This is a genomic window from Pseudanabaenaceae cyanobacterium SKYG29 (assembly GCA_025055675.1).
In the GTDB taxonomy this organism is placed as follows: domain Bacteria; phylum Cyanobacteriota; class Cyanobacteriia; order Pseudanabaenales; family Pseudanabaenaceae; genus M5B4.
Window position 1 is genome coordinate 374,071 of record JANWWT010000001.1, and the last position, 18,828, is coordinate 392,898.

General features: G+C 48.2%; 19 protein-coding genes. 7 read left to right on the forward strand and 12 right to left on the reverse strand.

Going from position 1 to position 18,828, the window contains the following annotated elements:
* Window position 1 precedes the first annotated feature (1 nt).
* The gene (locus NZM01_01800; protein MCS6958767.1) at window positions 2–142 is read left to right on the forward strand and encodes a photosystem II reaction center protein Ycf12; all 141 of its coding nucleotides are present in this window, start codon (window positions 2–4) and stop codon (window positions 140–142) included.
* Here the strand turns inward: NZM01_01800 and NZM01_01805 are convergent.
* Window positions 116–1,459 carry a DUF697 domain-containing protein gene (locus NZM01_01805; GenBank protein MCS6958768.1) on the reverse strand — a complete coding sequence of 448 codons (1,344 nt, stop codon included), beginning with the start codon at window positions 1,457–1,459 and terminating at the stop codon, window positions 116–118. The two genes, NZM01_01800 and NZM01_01805, sit on opposite strands and share 27 nt — an antisense overlap.
* A 149-nt stretch (window positions 1,460–1,608) precedes the next feature.
* Here NZM01_01805 and NZM01_01810 point away from each other — a divergent pair, with 149 nt between their 5' ends.
* From NZM01_01810 to NZM01_01825, 4 genes are all read left to right on the forward strand, one after another.
* Entirely contained in the window at window positions 1,609–2,250 is a 642-nt protein-coding gene (locus tag NZM01_01810) for an L-threonylcarbamoyladenylate synthase (GenBank protein MCS6958769.1), read from the forward strand.
* 11 nt (window positions 2,251–2,261) lie between these two features.
* Window positions 2,262–2,918 (forward strand): YdcF family protein, encoded by a 657-nt coding sequence (locus NZM01_01815; protein MCS6958770.1) that lies wholly within the window; start codon window positions 2,262–2,264, stop codon window positions 2,916–2,918.
* An 83-nt stretch (window positions 2,919–3,001) separates the two neighbouring features.
* Entirely contained in the window at window positions 3,002–3,532 is a 531-nt protein-coding gene (locus NZM01_01820) for a hypothetical protein (protein ID MCS6958771.1), read from the forward strand.
* 77 nt (window positions 3,533–3,609) lie between these two features.
* Entirely contained in the window at window positions 3,610–5,817 is a 2,208-nt protein-coding gene (locus NZM01_01825) for a PAS domain S-box protein (protein ID MCS6958772.1), read from the forward strand.
* On the opposite strand, the gene NZM01_01830 is transcribed toward NZM01_01825, so the two are convergent.
* Window positions 5,761–7,869 carry an ATP-dependent helicase gene (locus NZM01_01830; protein MCS6958773.1) on the reverse strand — a complete coding sequence of 703 codons (2,109 nt, stop codon included), beginning with the start codon at window positions 7,867–7,869 and terminating at the stop codon, window positions 5,761–5,763. The two genes, NZM01_01825 and NZM01_01830, sit on opposite strands and share 57 nt — an antisense overlap.
* 22 nt (window positions 7,870–7,891) lie before the next feature.
* Between NZM01_01830 and NZM01_01835 the strand changes: the two genes are divergently transcribed.
* The gene (locus NZM01_01835) at window positions 7,892–8,557 is read left to right on the forward strand and encodes a hypothetical protein (GenBank protein MCS6958774.1); all 666 of its coding nucleotides are present in this window, start codon (window positions 7,892–7,894) and stop codon (window positions 8,555–8,557) included.
* Here NZM01_01835 and NZM01_01840 read toward each other — a convergent pair.
* The 6 genes from NZM01_01840 to NZM01_01865 form a co-directional block, all read right to left on the reverse strand.
* Window positions 8,540–9,091, reverse strand: a complete 552-nt coding sequence (locus NZM01_01840) for a YbjN domain-containing protein (GenBank protein MCS6958775.1) — start codon at window positions 9,089–9,091, stop codon at window positions 8,540–8,542. The genes NZM01_01835 and NZM01_01840 overlap by 18 nt on opposite strands.
* On the reverse strand, window positions 9,045–9,977 hold the full coding sequence (locus NZM01_01845) for an aldo/keto reductase (GenBank protein ID MCS6958776.1): 933 nt from the start codon (window positions 9,975–9,977) through the stop codon (window positions 9,045–9,047). Before NZM01_01845 ends, NZM01_01840 begins: the two co-directional genes overlap by 47 nt.
* Before the next feature lie 43 nt (window positions 9,978–10,020).
* Window positions 10,021–11,922, reverse strand: coding sequence for a BamA/TamA family outer membrane protein (locus NZM01_01850; GenBank protein ID MCS6958777.1), 1,902 nt, complete (start codon window positions 11,920–11,922; stop codon window positions 10,021–10,023).
* Between the two features lie 11 nt (window positions 11,923–11,933).
* The gene (locus tag NZM01_01855; GenBank protein MCS6958778.1) at window positions 11,934–12,641 is read right to left on the reverse strand and encodes a phosphoribosylaminoimidazolesuccinocarboxamide synthase; all 708 of its coding nucleotides are present in this window, start codon (window positions 12,639–12,641) and stop codon (window positions 11,934–11,936) included.
* Window positions 12,642–12,706: 65 nt separating this feature from the next.
* Window positions 12,707–14,509 carry a DUF2779 domain-containing protein gene (locus NZM01_01860; protein ID MCS6958779.1) on the reverse strand — a complete coding sequence of 601 codons (1,803 nt, stop codon included), beginning with the start codon at window positions 14,507–14,509 and terminating at the stop codon, window positions 12,707–12,709.
* 36 nt (window positions 14,510–14,545) lie between these two features.
* On the reverse strand, window positions 14,546–15,766 hold the full coding sequence (locus NZM01_01865; GenBank protein ID MCS6958780.1) for a hypothetical protein: 1,221 nt from the start codon (window positions 15,764–15,766) through the stop codon (window positions 14,546–14,548).
* 176 nt (window positions 15,767–15,942) lie between these two features.
* On the opposite strand from NZM01_01865, the gene NZM01_01870 reads away from it, so the two are divergent.
* Complete coding sequence (locus NZM01_01870; protein MCS6958781.1) at window positions 15,943–16,194, forward strand: hypothetical protein; 252 nt, start codon at window positions 15,943–15,945, stop codon at window positions 16,192–16,194.
* Here the strand turns inward: NZM01_01870 and NZM01_01875 are convergent.
* From NZM01_01875 to NZM01_01890, 4 genes are all read right to left on the reverse strand, one after another.
* Window positions 16,184–16,981: a SpoIID/LytB domain-containing protein gene (locus tag NZM01_01875; protein MCS6958782.1), complete on the reverse strand. Its 798-nt coding sequence runs from the start codon at window positions 16,979–16,981 to the stop codon at window positions 16,184–16,186. The genes NZM01_01870 and NZM01_01875 overlap by 11 nt on opposite strands.
* Window positions 16,982–17,139: 158 nt before the next feature.
* Window positions 17,140–17,577 (reverse strand): transcriptional repressor, encoded by a 438-nt coding sequence (locus NZM01_01880; protein ID MCS6958783.1) that lies wholly within the window; start codon window positions 17,575–17,577, stop codon window positions 17,140–17,142.
* Entirely contained in the window at window positions 17,574–18,461 is an 888-nt protein-coding gene (gene rsmH / locus NZM01_01885; GenBank protein MCS6958784.1) for a 16S rRNA (cytosine(1402)-N(4))-methyltransferase RsmH, read from the reverse strand. Before rsmH ends, NZM01_01880 begins: the two co-directional genes overlap by 4 nt.
* A complete protein-coding gene (locus tag NZM01_01890; GenBank protein ID MCS6958785.1) occupies window positions 18,439–18,825 on the reverse strand; it encodes a hypothetical protein in 387 nt (128 codons plus the stop codon). Before NZM01_01890 ends, rsmH begins: the two co-directional genes overlap by 23 nt.
* Window positions 18,826–18,828: the final 3 nt, after the last annotated feature.

An 18,828-nucleotide genomic window follows, 5' to 3' on the forward strand; every position in this document is an offset into this window, starting at 1 on the left:
TATGGACATTTTGAATAACTTGACTGATGCTCTAGCGGGAATCCCCTTTGACCTCATCTTTCAATTACTCTGCGTAGCCTTGATTATGCTGGCAGGTCCCATTGTGATCGCCGTCCTAGCCTTTCGGGGTGGCGATTTGTAGGCTGGCTTCCTGGAGAAAGGCGCGAATCAGAGGTTGGCTGCCCATATCACGGTAGGTCTCCTGACAGAGTACTTCTAGGGGCTGGGGCGGATTGGTAACGGGGGGTAACTCCTGTTCAATGTACTTCATAAAGCTAATACCCCCCACCCTCGTCAAATAGGCAGCAGTAAAAGCTTGGAGTGAACCACCCAGGGCAAAAGTGAGGGTGTTGAATTTGATCATATTGCCGATCGTGGATGTCACTAACTCCACAATCCCCAGTTTGAGCATCGCCTGGGCTAGGATGGCTGCCATTTCCTTGGCTTCTGTAATGGTAATGGGACGATCGTAGGCTTGACTCAACTCCAGCAACATTTGCACATTGATAGCCGCATTAGCCAGCAGATCGAGACCAGAGAGGGGATTGGCAAAGACCGTTGCCCCTGTAATCCACTGGTATTTTTGGATGATCTTTTCCCCGTCGCGACGGTAGTCCTGACAGAGCGTTTGGTGGGCTTGGTGGTGCAACTGTTCCACCTGATGTTTGAGATTTTGCACCTGCAGGCTATCCCATTCCGTTGCCAGGATTTGTTCTAGGCGTTGTTTTACTGCTTTGACATCTGGAGGTACCGTTTCTAACCATTGTTTACCGTCAGGCTGTTTAACTTTGATGGGACTGGGAGCACTGGCACAAACGAGAATATCCTGGGGTGCTAAAAAGTTAACTGTGTGTTCGCCAATATCCGATTTAATGATGTCAATTTCGCTGGGTAAAAAAGTGTCAGACTTGTTGAGAATTAGCACCACCCGCTTTTGCTGTTTATGCAGTTCTAGCAATTCCCGATACTCCGAGGCTTTCAAAATACCATCAATGACAAATAGGATTAAGTCCGTGGCTGGCAGAGTACTTAAATCTCTGCTTTCTAGCAAAATCAACTTGCGCGGTTCACGCACATTAGGTGGTTTGACCAGACCTTTGAGGGAGTTAATGAGGGCAGTTTTACCGACTCCCTTAGCACCATAGACCCCGATCGTGAAGGTGGCATAATCGTCAATTTGGCTCTCCAACTTACTTGCCTGTAATTGCAATTGTTTTTGTAGGGATAGAGAGCGGATTTTTGTGATGACCGTTTCTACATTTCTTAATTCCTGTCTAATTTCGGCACGGGTGGGGGGAACTATAGGTGTTTGGGGCGGTCGTCGCCACAGCAGTAGCAGCACAGCTAATACCATCAAACCTGCCACTAATTGCCAGCTCTGGAAAAAATTGCCCGTCTGCCCCAGGAGAACTAACACTCCTAAACTAGCTATACCGTAGAGTTGCCAATTTGCCTTCATTCGGTTATTGCTACGCATAATGCCCTATTTTAGGTCATCTCTGTCGCAACATCTACAATAGTAATTTCTCAAACCCCCAGTAACATTTAGCAAAATAATACGGAGAAGTGGGCATATACTTAAATTTGGCAACCAGTCTCCCCTTATTTATGGCAACCATTTTGGCACTACACCCGCAAAATCCCCAACCAAGAACGATCGAGCAGATTTGTCAACAATTGCGTCAGGGAGCGGTTATGCTCTACCCCACGGACACAGTTTATGGCATTGGTTGTGATTTACACTCTAAAGAGGGGGTGACCAGAGTCAAACAGATCAAACAACTATCCAGCGACAAGCCCTTGACTTTTCTCTGTTCCTCTTTATCCAACATTGCCCATTACGCTGTCGTAACAGACAAAGCCTATCGGTTCATGAAGAGCTTGATCCCTGGACCCTACACCTTTATTCTGCCTGCTACTAAACTGGTACCGAAAATGGTGATGAATCCCAAACGGAAGACAACGGGTATTCGCGTTCCCGACCATAAAATCTGTCAAGCTCTCTTACAAACCCTGGGCAATCCTATTATCTCCACCTCTGCTAACTGGCGACAAGATGAGGTCTATCCCACTTATTTGAGTAAGGCAGAATTATTTGATTACTTTGACAAAATGGTAGATTTAATTGTTGACGATGGTTTAGATTTACAGTACGAAACCTCTTCCATTATTGACTTAAGTGGAGAAGAACCTATACTGATACGGGCAGGATTAGGGGATGTCAGCCATCTAGCCCTAAAAATTGACTAGGGGGAGAGTTAGTGATTGTGGGACAGGGAAAACGGCTTTGGTACGGTGCCATGGGTATCGTGATCTCGATCGGTTTACTGTTATTTGCACCCGCTTGGTATGTCAATTTTGTCACGCAAAAATTGCGCCACACGCAGATAGATGCCGTCGAACCAACTAGGGTAGGAATTGTATTTGGGGCAGGAGTTTACGCCGATGGCACACCAACCCCCATGCTTGCCGATCGGTTAGACCAAGCCATTGCTCTCTACCAACAGGGTAAAATTCAAAAAATCTTGATGAGTGGGGACAACGGTAGTAGTGACTACGATGAAGTAACCAATATGCAACGCTATGCCATCGATCGGGGCATACCTGCCAGCGCAATTACTCTAGATTATGCTGGCTTTTCCACCTATGATACCTGTTACCGTGCCCGTGTTATTTTTGGTGTAGAAGCAGCCATTTTATTGAGTCAGTCCTTCCATTTACCCCGTGCGGTTTACACCTGTCAACAACTGGGAATCAGAGCACAGGGACTAGGGACGAATGATGAATTGAGATATAACCGATCGACCTTAAATTACTACCAATTGCGTGAGACTATGGCGACTATCAAAGCCCTGTGGCAGATACACATTACCCATGCCAAGCCCAGATTTCTGGGTAAATTTGAAGGAATTAAATGACATTAACTTTCAAGCCATTTCAAGTTTACAAAAGATATAACTGGCATATGTTAAGATTTTATTGCTGAACAAGTATCAACATCATGAATGTTCTGTCTGTCAACCTCAGCCTTCCCTGGGCAAAAATAACCAGACTGTTCCTAGGTGATGCTCAACTGTCGCTAGAACAACGAATACTAAACTTCAATACCCTAGTAGGAATTATCTTTTGTTTGCTTGCTCTTTTTTCTGATCGTCTTATAGGGTTGAACCTTCTTACTGCCGTATTTATTGTTCCTATAACCCTGATATTTGCAATTTTATACTACCTCTGTCGGCAGCAACGACCACATCAAGGGCTGTTGGTGGTGCAAATAATGTCTCTGTTTATACTGATGCCAATGATCTGGTGTGTCAATGACGGAACAAAAGGACCTGTATTTGCAGTCAGCTTAACTACTATTCAATATTTGACTGTAATTGCCAGACCGAGGTGGATTGCTCTAATTTTCGTCCTCATGTTAGTGACAGCCACGGGTTTCATTAGGATTGCACACCCTGAATTTATTATTCCTTATCCAACAGAATTTGCTCAAGCCAGTGATACTTTTTTTCTTTTATATTTGCAAGTATAGTAACTTTCTGTAACAATTATTTTGTCATTAAACAATACGAACAGGAACAAGAGAAACTGCGAGCTACACAGTCCCATCTGCAAACCTCAGAGTCTAAATTCGCTACAATTTTTCGTGACAGCCCCCAACCTGCTTGGATTGCGACTTTTGAGGAAGGACGTTGTTTGGATGCCAATCAGAGCTTTTGTAATTTAATTGAAAGAGAGTTAGAGGATATAATTGGCAAAACCTGCCGTGATATTAGTTTGTGGTGTAACACTAATGATTTTTACAAGCTACACAGCTGTTTGACTAATGAAAGACAAGTAAAAAATCTGGAGGTCAGCTGGCAGACAGGTTCAGGAACTAACAAAACAGTCTTGTTATCAGCACAGGTTACTACTATCAATGGGCAGGAATGTGTAATTGGTGTAGCTTCCGACATCACCGATCGCAAACAACTAGAGAATAGCCTCAGGCAAAGTGAGCAGAAATATCGCCAACTGACAGAAAACTTACCAGGGGTTGTCTATCAATATTTCCTGGGTGCAGATGGAACAGAAAGATTTGACTACATGAGTCGGCAAGCTAGGGAACTATTTGGGTTTGACCCAGAACAAGTATTGGCAAATCCGCAGTTAGCCTGGAGTTTAGTGCATCCTGATGATGTGGCGAAGGTAAAAGAAGAAATAGCCAAAGTAATACGAGAGAAATTGCCCCTGCTTAAATTTGACCACCGCCTAATTACTCCCCAAGGTCAACTAAAATGGGTTAGTAGCAAAGCTACTGTAACTTTTGATGCTGACGGCAATATGACGACCGAGGGCTTTGTTATAGACATAACCGATCGGCAGTTACTAGCAGAAGCACTCAAAGAAAGTGAGGCAAGACTATTAGCAATTTCTGATATTTCCCCCGCCGCGCTTTATATTTTTGTGATGAAATCTGATGGTCACTACGAATTTGAGCATGTTGGCACTGCCCACGAAACTATCTTGGAAATTCCTATCTCTGCAATATATGCTGATGCTTCTGTGGTAATTAAAATAATTCATCCTGAAGACATAGCTAATTATCAGGCAGCAGTACAGAAAAGCTTGCAAACAGAGGCTCCATTTTGCTGCCAATGGCGGATTATCACTCCCTCTGGCAATATTAAGTGGTTACAGGCTAGTTCCCGCCCCATCAAACGCCCCAATGGGGATATAGCTTGGTACGGTGTGATCATTGAAATTACGGAGTTAAAACAAACTCAAGCCCAGTTACAAAGTAAAGTAGAAGAACTCGATCGTTTCTTTGCTGTTACACCTGACCTACTGTGTATTGTCGACTACGAGGGGACAATGCTCAGACTAAATTTACAATGGGAGAAAACCTTAGGTTTCAGTTTAGGGGAATTAGAAGGTAGGAGATACATCAATTTCCTTCATCCTGATGATATAGACGTAACAATCAGCGTGTGCAGATCGCTGACAAGGGGTGGGACTGTCAATGGTTTTGTTAATCGTTGTCGCACTAAAGATGGAGGTTATCGCTATCTGGAATGGTGTGCCATTGCCTGTGATGATTTGATCTATGCAGCTGCTAGGGATATAACAGAAAGGTATGAACTCGATCGGATGAAAGATGAGTTTATTGGTATTGTTAGTCATGAAATTCGTACTCCTTTAACTGCGATTCAGGGTGCTTTAGAATTAGTGGCAGCGGGTGTATATCACAGGCGATTCGATCGGTTACAAGAAATGGTAAAAGTAGCCTACCAGAATTCCCAGCGCTTATTAGCTTTAGTGAATGACATCCTAGATTTAGAGAGGTTAGAATCAGGTAGGCAAATCTTAGACTTTGCGGTCTGCAATGTGCAAGACCTAGTCCATGAAGCTGTCACTCTCCTGCAACCGCTCGCCAAACAAAACGACATCACAATAGAGCAAAAAACAGTTGCTTTGGACATCACTGCCTCTGCTGATGGTATAGTCAGGGTCTTGACCAATTTGCTAAGTAACGCGATTAAGTTTTCGCCACCCCAGGGCAAGGTAGTTGTATCTGTCAGTCACCAGGAAGACAAAGCTCTGTTTAGTGTCGCTGACAATGGTCGCGGTATTCCCCCTGAGTACATCAACAAAATTTTTAATAAGTTTCAACAGGTAGATAGTTCCGATCGGCGAGACAAAGGGGGGACAGGTTTGGGCTTGGCAATATGTAAAACGATTGTAGAGCATCACAACGGTCGTATTTGGGTAGAGAGTACATTAGGTGTGGGTAGCACTTTTTATTTCACGATTCCCTTTGAGCGTAAATTCCTCTAACTGATCAAACAAGACCGATGACATTTGTTCTTTGCCGTAGCGGTTAGTGGCCAGGGATAAAGTGAGATGTTTTTTTGCCCTTGTGATTGCCACATACAACAATCTTGCTCTTTCTTCTACCAATTCTTGCCAGACAACTGCATCAAAGTCTTCTTTAGTCTGCTGATTTTCCACTTGCTGCCACTGGTAGAGCATCTCCTTCTCTAAATCAAATGTGCTATTCCTATCCCCAACAAAGACGGGAAATTGATAGGCGCTGCAGTTTATTAAAAATACTTCATCCCACTCCAAGCCTTTGGCGCGGTGGACAGTAACCACTGTAATTGTGCCCGCTTCGGGTTTGTAGTTTTGTATTTCTTTGGGCATATTGTTGAGATGACGTTCAGTAACTAAACTTATTTCGTAACTTAAATCTCCCCAATCTATTAATAATTTGGGGGCAAAGCATTTCTCTAATTGGGCGATTAAGTAATTACCCAAGTATAAGTCATCAGGGGATGGCTTTAACTGTTGGATAATCAATCTAAGTACATCACTCCAAGGCAGACTTGCCTGTTCTAGCCACTGCCGCAGTAGTTCCAAAATAATGATGGCTTCCTCTCCTACTTCTTGGTCTAGTCCTGCAATTGTTGGGAGAAATACAGAATCTCCCCCCATAGGATAGAGCAAATCTTCAGGATGGTAATTGCCAATCCGCTTGGTGATTAAATCAATTTGGGCTTGACTAATGTTTTTTCTAGTTAAAACGCTAACTAATACATCTAGGAGAAATGTGATGTCCGTCGGTGAGGCGAGAAATTTGGTGATGTGAAAAATGGTTGTAAACCACTGCTTAGCCGCCCGATTGTAGCGTAGTAAATCATTGGGCTGGATACCCTTGCGTCGTAAAACTTCTATTACATTGTTCCCCTCTTCATTAGAGAGAACTAAAATGGCAATGCTATGTCCAGCTCGGTCTTGGAGAGCTTGGATTGCCCGATCGGTAATCTCATCTATTTCTGTTTCTAGGTCACCCTGCACTCTAACAAAGTGAACTTGGGATTGAGTGTTGGGCGGATTATTGCCAGCGGGTTTAATATGCTGTGGTGTGAGGGCGGCTTGCAGTTCAGGGGGACTATAGTCACTGTTTGTCCAATCAACTAAATAGTTGGCTAGATCAATAATCTTTTGACTACTGCGGCTGGCTTCGTTGAGAGTGTGGCGTTGATATTCCTGACAAAAACTACGGAATAAACGGGGGTCAGAGTTGGTAAAAGTACTCGTAATACATTGATTGGGGTCACCGACTTTGATTAAATTCCCCGATCGGGCACTCAAAATCTCTAACATTTCTGCTTGTAAAGGGGAACTGTCTTGGGCTTCGTCTTCCAGTAAATAATCAAACCAATTTTGTGTAACTTGACGGATGTATTTGTTCTCTGTCAACAATTCTACAGCTTTCACTACCATGTCATCATAGTCAATCAAGTGCTGGTCTTCTAAGTTGCGCTGATAACGATCGTATAATTCCACAGCTGCTGCCAAGGGCGACCCAGGAGAAGCAATGATTTGATAAGGGCTGAGACATCTTTGCTTGGCTTTGCTAATGATACTAGCTGTAGCTTTGACCAACTCCCCTTTTAGCTTCTCTTCTTTTTTTTCCTGTTCCAGCATTTGCCAACTTTGCCAGATATTTCTGTTTAGTTCTAACCATGTTTCTACTAATTCAGTGATCATTTTGTCTTTTTGATAGTTCTCCAGGATGTTGAAGCTAAAACCCCCTGGATACAACTCTTGCAGAATCTGCAAAGACAAAGAATGAAGTGTGAATACCCTTACCCTGCCATAGTCGGCAAATTTACTAGCTAGATAACTCTGGGCAGAACGCATGTAGGTACCTACACCAATCCGATCGGGGGCTACACCGTCTGCTTGAATTAGTTTGATGACTAAACATTGAATGATGGTGGTTTTCCCAGCCCCTGGCACAGCGGCAATACCCATCTTCCCCCCTCGGTAGGTTAGTACTTCCGCTTGGCTTGGTCTGAGCTTAAAATCAGGTGATAGAATCAAGGTCTGGCTGTTCTCTCTGCCTATGACTCTTCAGATTAAAGCAAATATCCGATCGGTTTATCAATCTTTTTGTGCGGCTTTTGGGGCAATTTTTCAAGAGATGCCCAATTTAGATGAAAAGCAAGCCCTAGAGATGCTCACACGCTTGGTGGAAGGTAAACAGGTGGCGGAAAATAGTCTGATGGCAATTGCCAGTGGGTTGTATTGGCACCAAGAACCTCAGATGTTGCAGGGATTGTTTACTACCCCCGAACCTCTAGTGGTTGCTCACTCGATTGCCCTGGCTTGCAGTAATAAGTTGTCTCCCCGTACTCTGATTAATCATCTCTGTCAACAGTTGCCCTCCGCCCAGGAAAGTTTTGCTCGTTCTCTGCAACTTGCCCACTCCCTGGCAGAACAGGGACAAAGTAGTGGTATTGCTTTTCGTCGCTTGCACAATTCGCCTTTAGCCTTTGGCTTTTACTGTTTTTTGATGGCTCCCTATGTTACAGAATGGGCGATGCTGCTACTTAAAAAATATATCTCCCAAAACAGCCACCTGATGTCTATTCGCAGTCTTGCTGCTGTCTATAACCAGGATTATGCCTATCATGCCTTGGGAGATTGGTTGTATCGCCGTTGGGCTGGTAGTTATAGCGAAACACCCCCCATCGTCACTGCTCCCGACTTCCTAGGCAGACGGATTTAAGGGGGGAAATTTCTCTTTTAACTCCTCGTCGTATTCATCAGCAATGGTGGCTACGATCGTAATGATGCGGGAGATTTCCGCTGCCGACAGGTCTTCCACCGATCGAGAACTAACCACAATGACTTGGTCGGCTTCAATGGCAAAGCGGGCTTCAAAGGTGTCCGTAGCGTTTTTCTCTAGCAGGTAGCGGAACAGTTCTGGCTCATTTTGTACCGGCAGGGACATCACTGTTGCCACAACTGTAAAAGTATCAGTGGGGTCTTCCCCAGTCATGCTCACCGCTACATCTACTGTGCCATAGCGAAACTTCCAACCTGTTTTGGCTTGATTGACCATTGCCGTCCCCTCTTCTGCCATGCTGGCAATGACGGTCTCGATCGTGTCTCTGTGACTCACCGTCTCCTCTACTTGCTCTAGCAGTTCTTCCGTCTCTTGAGCTGTCATTGTGGTCATAAATTTGCTGGAGAACTCTTCCAGGGTTAATATACTACAAGTAGCTGCGGGTCGCCCGATCGAGTTGCGCCATCTCGACATCCGTAAGCTCCCAGCCCAGGGCACCAGCGTTTTGGGAAGCTTGGTCACCGTTTTTTGCCCCCGGAATGGGAATTGCCCCTTTGCGGATCACCCAATTGAGGGCGACTTGGGCAGGGGTACGACCCTGTTGTTTGGCAATATCTTGCAGCAGACGAAATAGAGGTTGGAGTTGATCAAGACCCTTGGGACCAAAACGACCATCCAATTGCCTTGCTCCTTTGGGAGGATTAGTGTTTTTGTATTTGCATGTCAGTAGTCCTTGGGCAAGGGGACTGTAGGCAACTATTTTGATGCCCAGTTCTTGCGCTGTATCCAACACCCCATTACTTTCTATTTTGCGCACCAACAGAGAATAATTGACTTGGTTACTGACCAGAGGAATGCCCAAATCTGCCAAAATTTTGTGAGCAGCGCGCATCTGACTAGCAGAGTAGTTGCTGACTCCTAGGTACTTGATCTTGCCCTGCTTAACTGCCTTTGCCAGAACTTGGAGGAGTGTTTTCTCCGGGATGAGGAAGTGGAAGGGCCAGTGAATTTGATAGAGGTCTATACATTTCACCTGCAGACGGGCCAGACTGTTATCGATCGCTTTGTCAATCACATCAGTCCCAAAGCGCCAGGGAAAGGGAAAATACTTGGTGGCAATAAACAGGGAACGATTGGTCTTCTTGGCAAATTCCCCTAACAGCCGCTCCGACTCCCCATTACCGTAGATTTCCGCTGTATCAAAAAAGGTCAGTCCCGCTGCCACAGCACTATCGAAGGCTGTCTTCACCTGGGGAGCACCATAGTCCTTGCCATAGGTCCAAAACAAATTGTCCCCCCACTGCCAGGTACCTACCCCCAAAGCGGGTATAGTGTCAGAACCGATCGTGACTGTCTGCATCTCTCCCCCCTGTCTGCTCTAGGCTTTACTGTAGCATTTTCTCCTAGAATTTTTCCCCAATGCCGAAGCTGATTTGCGTATTGCCGTCCTCCGCAATGCCGTAGTCGATGCGAATAGCGCCCAAGGGGGAGCGGATACGAATACCGCCGCCATAGCCAAAGCCGCTGCCTGGTTTACCCCGCACAATGGCGGGACTGCCCAAAACCTGGTTGCCTGTGCCTAAATCTGTGCCGTAGTCAGCAAATATGACCCCGTTGAGGATAGAAAAGATGGGAAAGCGGTATTCAGCGGAGAGGAGGGCAAAGCTCTTACCACTGCCAATTCTGCCTTCGTCGTAACCGCGTACGGAGTTGGTGCCGCCAATTCTAAAGGCTTCGTAGGGCGGAAATTCCCCGATGATTGTTCCCCCTTGAATGTTGAAGGCAAGGGCCTGGGGACCAGGGGTAAAATTGACGAACTGGACGGGAACATAAAAACTGTAACTAGCGCGCAGCCGATTGAAAAGAGCACTGTTACCCCCAAATACCAGGGCCTGTTCCGTCGCTACCCGCAAAAGCGAACCGCTCGTAGGCTGTAAAGGGTCGTCCCGCCGATCGGTGGCATAGGCTAACTGGGCCACAGCTAAACTGTCTTCACCGGTGCCGCTGAAACTCAGGGGATTCCCTAACCCATCCCTTGCCACTGTCCCCCCTGGTACATCGGAAAGGCGCACCTGCTCAAACCGTAAACCGATCGAGCCACTGTTGCCATCCCCCAGGGGACGGGAGAAACTAAAACCTGCGCCTAGGCGATTCTCCCGCGGTGTTTCCTGTTTGTTTTCCCCTACACCAATACCCACAGGGGCGGTCGGGGGGTTGTCAAAAATATAGCTAAACAGACGACGGCTGAAAATGTTGGCACTAAAAGAAGTCCGAAAGGGGTCTCCCCCTATCCAGGGGTCAGTAAAACTGAGGTCAAACAACAGTTCCCGTTCCCCCACCTGGGCATCGAAACCGACTTTTTGGTTGTTGCCACCAAAGTTGGTCTGCTGAAAACTGACACCGCCAAAGAGACCCGTTGCCGAACTCAACCCTGCTGCCAGGGAAATTGACCCTGTACTCCGCTCCCGCACATTGACATTGACGATCACCTGCTTGGGGTCAGTGCCAGGATTGAGATTGACATTGACATCTTCAAAAATCCCTAAACCAAACACTCGCTGCAGGTCAGCTTGGATCGTGTTGCGGTTGAGGACGTCCCCCGGCTTGGTAGTCAGTTCCCTGGTGATGATGAATTCTCTGGTATTACCGCGGATGGGTTTGCCTTCCTTGTCTTCTGTCTTGCCTTCTTCATTGAGAAACCCCACTCTAATTTGTTCTATTACCCCCTCTGCCAACACCAATGTAATAGTGCCATCGGGTGCTGATCGGATATCTGCCACTTGGGCTAGGACAAAACCGTTGTCTTGGTAGAGTTTTTCTAGGGCTTTAACGGATTCCTGTAAACTTAAAAGATTGATTGTTTTGTTCAACTGTTCGCCAAACAAGCTCTGAATAATCTGCTCTTTTGTCTGTAGTTTACCCTGGCTATCCTTGAGACCCCTGTCTAAAACCTGAGTGTTCTCAGTGAGGATTGCTTTCAGGGGCGGGTTCGGTTGGGCTATAAATTTCAGGCGAATGCCCAGGGGTGTGTTCTCCGGCTGCGCTTGCACGTTGACAAAAAAACCTGTACCAAAGACGGCGTTAGCAGCTTTTTCGATGTCCGATCGGGTGATAACTGCCCCTGGTCTGATGGCGATGGCAGCATAGGCAGCCTTTTCCAGCTCTGGGGGGAGGCTCTTCCCTGCCCCATCCACCACCACTACTTCCACAACTTGGATTCTAGCTTCCCCATTGGTTTGGGCCCGCAGGGGCAGGCAGGGAGAAACACACCACAACGCAGGTAACAAAACAATCAGAGAACGCATAGCAATAAAGGTCAGGTAGATTCCATAACGCGACGGAGAACTTCAGCGTAGGCAGCGCTTTCACTCCCTAAATCTTGTCTAAACCGGTCTTTGTCTAACACCCGATCGGTTTCCCAGTCCCACAGGCGACAGGTATCGGGGCTGATCTCATCTGCCAATATTAGCGCACCTTGTCCATTTATCCCAAACTCCAACTTGAAATCCACCAGTTTCAGACGGCGCTGCCGAAAGAAAGGTTGCAACCGATCGTTAATTGCCAGTGCTTGATTGCGCAGCAGTTCTACTTGGTCAGGAGTCGCCAACTGTAACAGCGCAATATGGTCTTCGTTGAGGAGAGGGTCACCGAGGTCATCGTTTTTGTAGTAAAATTCCACCACTGGTTTAGCTAACAGCCGCCCCTGCTCTATCCCCAAGCGTTTACATAGACTACCAGCAGCAATATTGCGCACTACCACTTCCAAAGGCAAAATTTTCACCGCTTGCACCAACATCTGGGCAGGGGCAACTTGGCGAATAAAGTGATTAGGGATACCTTGCTGTTGTAAATATTGGAGGATGTGGCTAGCGATCGTGCAGTTATATTCGCCTTTGTGGGGGATGATGCCTTTTTTCTGGGCGTTAAATGCTGTTGCTTCATCCTTAAAATGCACTAATAAGACAGAGGGATTGTCTGTCCTGTAAAGAATTTTGGCTTTGCCTTCGTATAGAACTTCTTCCATGGTGGCATTTTTCTGGGCGATTTCACCATAGCATAGAACAGCAGAAACAATTGCCTATGGCTAGTTTACTTGCCCACAGGTGGGATTGACAGTTGGCGGCTAAGGTAGCTCCAGTGCCACCACACTACAACCATTGCCATTGTGTCCAAGCGACAGTATTGTTCTAGTAACTTGCCCCACAGAGGATTGCCTTTAGCGCTGCCGTAGTGAAATTCATGGTAGGCAAGGGCTGCTTCCATGCCCTCTTGAATCACAACTTCCCGATCGAGTAACTGGTACCGATCGAGTTGGGCATAGGGGTTAGCGATGGTGTCTTTGACGTACTCCTGCAGCCAGGAAAGACTGTGGAGGTAGGGGTTAGTCTGCCAGATAGCGGGAAACACGCGTTTGAGGGAGGTGCGTCCCCCCATGCGGGGATGAAAGTAGTACTTGAGAGTCAGGGCATGGAGGTCAACGAGGGGGGGGAGATGGATAAGCCAGTCTCTGGTGCAGCGATCGGGATGATTAGTGCGCTCCATCTGATTGGCAATCTCCTTGAGGACGGTGTACTCATGCATCCCCCAGGTCAAGACAGTGCCCCCATCCCCTAGGTACTCCTTGAGAGTACGGGCAAACTCCCAGTTAGGGAAGTCTTTCTCCAAAGAAAGCCAACTCTGATGTTGGGGTGGCGCACCTGGAGCAGGAATCGTGTGACAACTCCACTGAAACGCCACGATCGTGTAGGGACTTAGCCCACGGCAGGGAGGGAGGGCAAGGCGGGCAGTCTCAAAATCGATAAAGCGGAGGGGATAGGTAAAACTTGCCAGAATTGGCAGGATGTCAGGGGAGAGCCACTCTTGATTGTGGGCAGTGTAATGCAGTTGGATTCGTTGCCGCTGTCCGTGAAAGTTCTCCGCCAAGGCTTCTAGGGGAACGGCAAACATACTGGCTTGTCCTTGTTCCACCAAATGGCGCACGATCGTTTTACTGCCGTTGTGCAACCGCGTACCGTGGTAAAAATCAAAGATATGATGCTTGGTCTGGGCTAGTTCCCCCCAGCATTCGCGAAAGCCATCTTTCCCCCCCACCCCCTCCACCTTGAATTCACAGTCCTTACAGTGTTTGTCCAGAGGCACGATCGGTTTGGGGAGTCCCTCGGCTAACAGATGCAGGAGGCGATTGACTTCTGGTTGTATTTCTGTTCTCACTTCTGCTACTTCCGCCGTGACATCCACCAAGGTAAAAAATTTCTGTAGGGGTATGCGGTGTCCCGCTGCTATGTCTAGCCTTACGCCACTAAAGCGGGATAAAACCTCTCCCCTGGGTTGCCGATACAGACGAAATCCCCAGTGATAGTTGTCCCCCTGGGCAACAAAATCCCGATCGGGGAGTAATAAAGAACACTTTATCTGTCCCGCTGGTACTAGTTCCGCCAAAATCAGCTGTTGAAAAGCCAGGGAGAGCAAAGGAGAAAGCCACTCACTCTGAATTTTCTGGCTTTTGGGATGGCGTAACACCTTGCCCCCCTTGGTTGCCACATAGATTAACTCATAGACCTGGTGGGATTTACGCAGGACAAAAGGACGGGCTGCCTTGCCCCCTGCCACCAACACTGGTTCCCACAAAGTCACCTGGGGTGCCTGCAATAGGTCAAGCGTCAACTGTGTCCCCAGCTCCAGAGAACTGCCACATTCCACCGCCAACAGGGGCTGCAGATACACTTGAGCAAGGGCATAAATCATAAACACCCCGTCGGTGAGACAACGATCGTAGGCAGTAAAGCTATTATTTGTGGGGTAATTATGCTTTCTGTAATACAGCTTAGTCAGACAAGAGCGGGCTAATTTATAGTCATATTCGGAGAGCAAAGGGGTTGTGAAACCTGCCATAGGACTGTAGTTGACTACACTACCCGTATCATAGTGTCACCCCTCTGCCACCTTCTTTTGGGTAGAAAAAGGCAAATTGATGCGACGACTCAACCGAGATTGTTGCAACCGTTGCATACCCGCTTCTGCAATCTCCACTGCACTGGTACCCATCCGTTGATTGAGACTGTCCATGCGCCGCATGGTGGATTCCGACTGGCGGACGGCTGCCGTAGGTGGTAGGGTGGAACTCAGGCCTGAGCAGACAACTCGCAACTGGTTATAGCTATCTGCCTCGGTAAAGGCATCGCGCAACCCCTGCTGAGCTTGATTGACTAATTCCTGGGGAGTGTTGAGGGGTACAGGCAATTTGAGCAAAGTGGTGGTCAGGTTTTGCCGCTGGGTACTGGGGTAGAGGGAAATTGCCATTAACCGCGCCACTAACTTTTGGGCTTGCAACTGCTGCGCCATCAGGGAGACAGTCAGACCGATCGTTTCCTGCAACTGACTCAGACTGGTAATTGGTTGGGCAAATCTGCGCCAACTGAGGATTTCAGGCACCAGAGCAGGAAAATCCCGCTCCTCCAGACAGGAGATGTTACGTAGTTCCAAAGCTAGACGCAGACCTACTACTCCCATGACCTGGCGCACTACCTTGTCGTCAGCCTCCCGTAGGTCGAAAGCTGTGCGAATCCCCACTGCCCTGAGGAATTCCTTGTAGGTGGGACTGATCCCCCACACACTCCCCACTCCTAAGCGGGGCAACATCTCTTCCTGTAGCTGGCGATTGCTAAAGTCTTTGAACCCCAAACACGCTGCTAGTTGAGCTAGAGTCCTAGTAGGGGCAATTCCCACATGGGCATACATACCTGTCCCCACTTTCACCGTTGCCAGCAGCTGTTCCGCTATCCAAGTGACTTTGTCGCCCCGCCGATAATCTACAGGGTCAAACAGTTCTATAAATAGACGACCAGGTGCCCAGACTGCAATGGGGTCACCAAAATTTTTCAGCATCTCCTGCAGCCGCTGCATCATGTCCTGGCAGAGGAGTTCGTTGACATGATACACTACCACCCCCTGGTGGCGCACCCGATCGGCATAGAGAAACAAAGGCACACCCCGCTGCAGCCCCAATTGCCTGGCTTCTGGTGACAGGGCTTGGATGCATTCATTTTCATCAAGCAAGACCACGGGTTTCCCCTCTAGGCTGGGATTGTAGTTACGCTCACAGCTAATGTAAAAATCCCGACAAGCAACAAAAGCAAACAGGGGGGGCATGGATTGTTCCTCGCGGATAGCGTGACTATGTTATAACGCAGTCAGTTCGTTTATGGTAGGTCTGTCGCCAGAAATCTGTCCTCTTATGCCAGTAAAAGATTTGTTCAGGATCATTTCTGACACCGCACCTGCCTATCTAACTAGTAAGATAGAATACACTCGGCAAAGGTAAAGCTATGGAGACTCCCTATATCTACTACGTCCCGATCTACCCCGACGATGACTGCAGTGAAACCCTTATGCATCTATTCATAGGTAAGCCTGGACTGGATAAAGAAATCCTAGAGCTTTTGGACGAACTCGATCGCCGCGAGCAGGCAGGGGAGGGAGTAGACTACCTGCAGGAACTAGAAGACAAGTTGGGGCTAAAACGGGTGTCGGTACACCAGCTCAGCCGCGATCGTAAATTTGCTGCGATTAATACTTAATTGGGCGCGTGCGATACCACCAGCCGAGAATCTGTAGCCAGTTCCAGCCCCGTTTTGCCATCTGGTTACTCATTTCCTGGTCTAGGTGTTGCCCGTCGGCAATTGGCATATAGCCATTGCCCCAGCTAATCCACTCCCGTTTTAGTCTGGCACGATAGTAGCCTTTGAATTCGGGGCTGAGGATATAGCCCTCCGTGGCAGCCACAGCCTGGTCACTGCGGGGATGGATAACAGGCTTAGTCAGTCCTGTTTGGGGGTCAAAGCGATAGAAGCCTTTGTAAACTTGGTCCCTGGTGTCACTGACCAAGTCATAGGGAGCATTGCCCCACTTGCGCTGCTTTTGCGTGTTGATAGCATAGCTGCGGGCAGCTACTGCCTGAGCCATGAGTGCATCTAAGTGCCAACTAGCAGGCATTTCACTGGGGACAACACTGCGCAAGTATTCCTCCAGGGGCAAGACATTGACAGCGATCGTTTGGTTCCGCCACTGGCTAATTTGGATTTCCCCAGGGTAGAGGGTGTCTTGAATTTGAATCAGCCCATTGTTGCTGGTGGTGATGCGGGCGGGGGGAAAAGCGGGAATAGCGTACCACTGTCCGGGGCTAAGGGGAGTAACTTGCCCACCTACTTCTAGCCGCCCCGGTTGACTGACGGCTACCTTGATTTCTTCTCCTGGTTCTTCATGGACTAGTACCCGTAACATTACACTGGCAAATACAGGGGACACCCTAGATACCACAGTTAGCAGGAGCGCTAGGAGTACCGATCGAATCGTTGTTTTTACCATATTTCACTCACACCAGTACATCTTATTACTGCTTCACTTTCCCCTTTGTTTGCCCCAGAGGGGAGGGAATACTGGCTTAGTTGCCGAATCCTGTAAGAGAATAGTCCGATCGGGGGGTGTTTGTCTAGGTTTAGGGGAAAATATCCTTAAATTCCTGGCTATTTCTGGAAATTAACTGACTCTGTTGCCTGACCTTGGTCTAGGTGCTTTTTCTGCCAACAATTGTCACAGATGCCGTAAAAATCCAGGCTGTGGTAGTAGATGTGAAACTTATAGGTAGCTGGCAGTTGGATATTGAGTGCTTCGAGGGGACAGGTTTCAATGGGGAAGGAATGCCCACAACTAAGGCAGTAGAGGTGATGGCGATCGAGGACTAGGGCGCTGTAAACTGTCTCGCCGGTGGGGGTAATAATCGCTTTAATAGCTCCCTGCTGTTTGAGGGCTTCTAGCCCCCGATAGACGGTCGCCAAACCCATACCATAGCCTTGGTCTTTCAACCGCCGATGGAGTTCCTGGGCAGAGACTGCTTCCTGCAGTTGCTGGAGAAGGTTGAGGATGAGGGTCTGCTTCTTGGTGATTTGCTGGGGAGATGTCATAGACCAAAGTTGCCAACTAGCCTGCTTCTTTCCGCGATCCGCAATTTAGCAGAGCGGGCTCGGGGGTTCTGAGCAATTTCCTGGGGAGTAGGCACGATCGGTTTTTTGTGCACCATTACTAAGCGGGGGTCGTTTTTGTAGGCGGTTTTCACCAGGCGGTCTTCCAGGGAATGGAAGCTGATAATTACCAGTCTACCCCCAGGTTCTAACCAATCAGGTACGACTTGTAACCAAGCATGCAGAGATTCCAGCTCCCGATTGACCGCCAGCCGCAGAGCTTGGAACGTACGGGTAGCACAGTGGATACGCCCACGGCGGTAAAAGGGGGGTACCGATCGGCTAATTACTTCTGCTAGTTCCGTTGTGGTGTACAAGGGTCGGGCTTGGACTATCCCCTTGGCAATAGCACGGCTAAAGCGTTCTTCTCCCCAGGTAAAAATTAAATCCGCTAGGGCGGTTTCTGAGTAGGTATTGACAATATCCGCTGCCGTTAATGCCTGGCTCTGGTCCATACGCATATCCAGGGGGGCAGTGTGGCGAAAACTAAAACCCCGATCGGGGCTATCCAACTGAGCAGAACTCACCCCTAAATCAGCAACGATGCCGTGAAAGCGATGGGGGGGAACGAATTCACAGAAATTGCCCCGCCAGAAGTGCACCCGCTCCCCAAATTCCTGCAGGCGGGTTTGCGCAAATTCTATAGCCGCTGCGTCCCGATCGATGGCAGTTACAGTAGTGTCCTGGTGTGCCAAGATCAGCGCACTGTGCCCTCCCCCACCTACCGTGCAGTCTAGGTAGCTGCCCCCTGCCTGTAGGTTAAGTCCCGCCAACACCTCTAGGGCTAGGACGGGCACATGGTAACTATTCTGGTTTGGACAGCTCAATGCGGAAGAGCTTGCTGTAGAAGATAGTAGGGAAGTCGATCAGCTGTTTCTCCCTGTAGAGGTTGACAACGTCGATGAGATAGCTGACGAATTCGTTGTTGACCATCTGTAGTTCATAGCTGAGTTCAGGCTGGTTGTCGAAGATGAACTTACACAATGTAAAGTCCAAGGGAGTGTTAGCCACTCGCCAAGTTGCCACAAACGGTACACTTGGCCCCCCCTCAATCATGCGTTCCCCTACTAACTCCCCAGCTCTGTACAACCCCAAGGCAAAGGGCAGTTGGGCACGGCGATTCACATCCCGCACGTAGGGGGCATACATAGCTACTTCCTGGGGAGGAGCTTCCCGCAGTTCCAGTCCCATAAA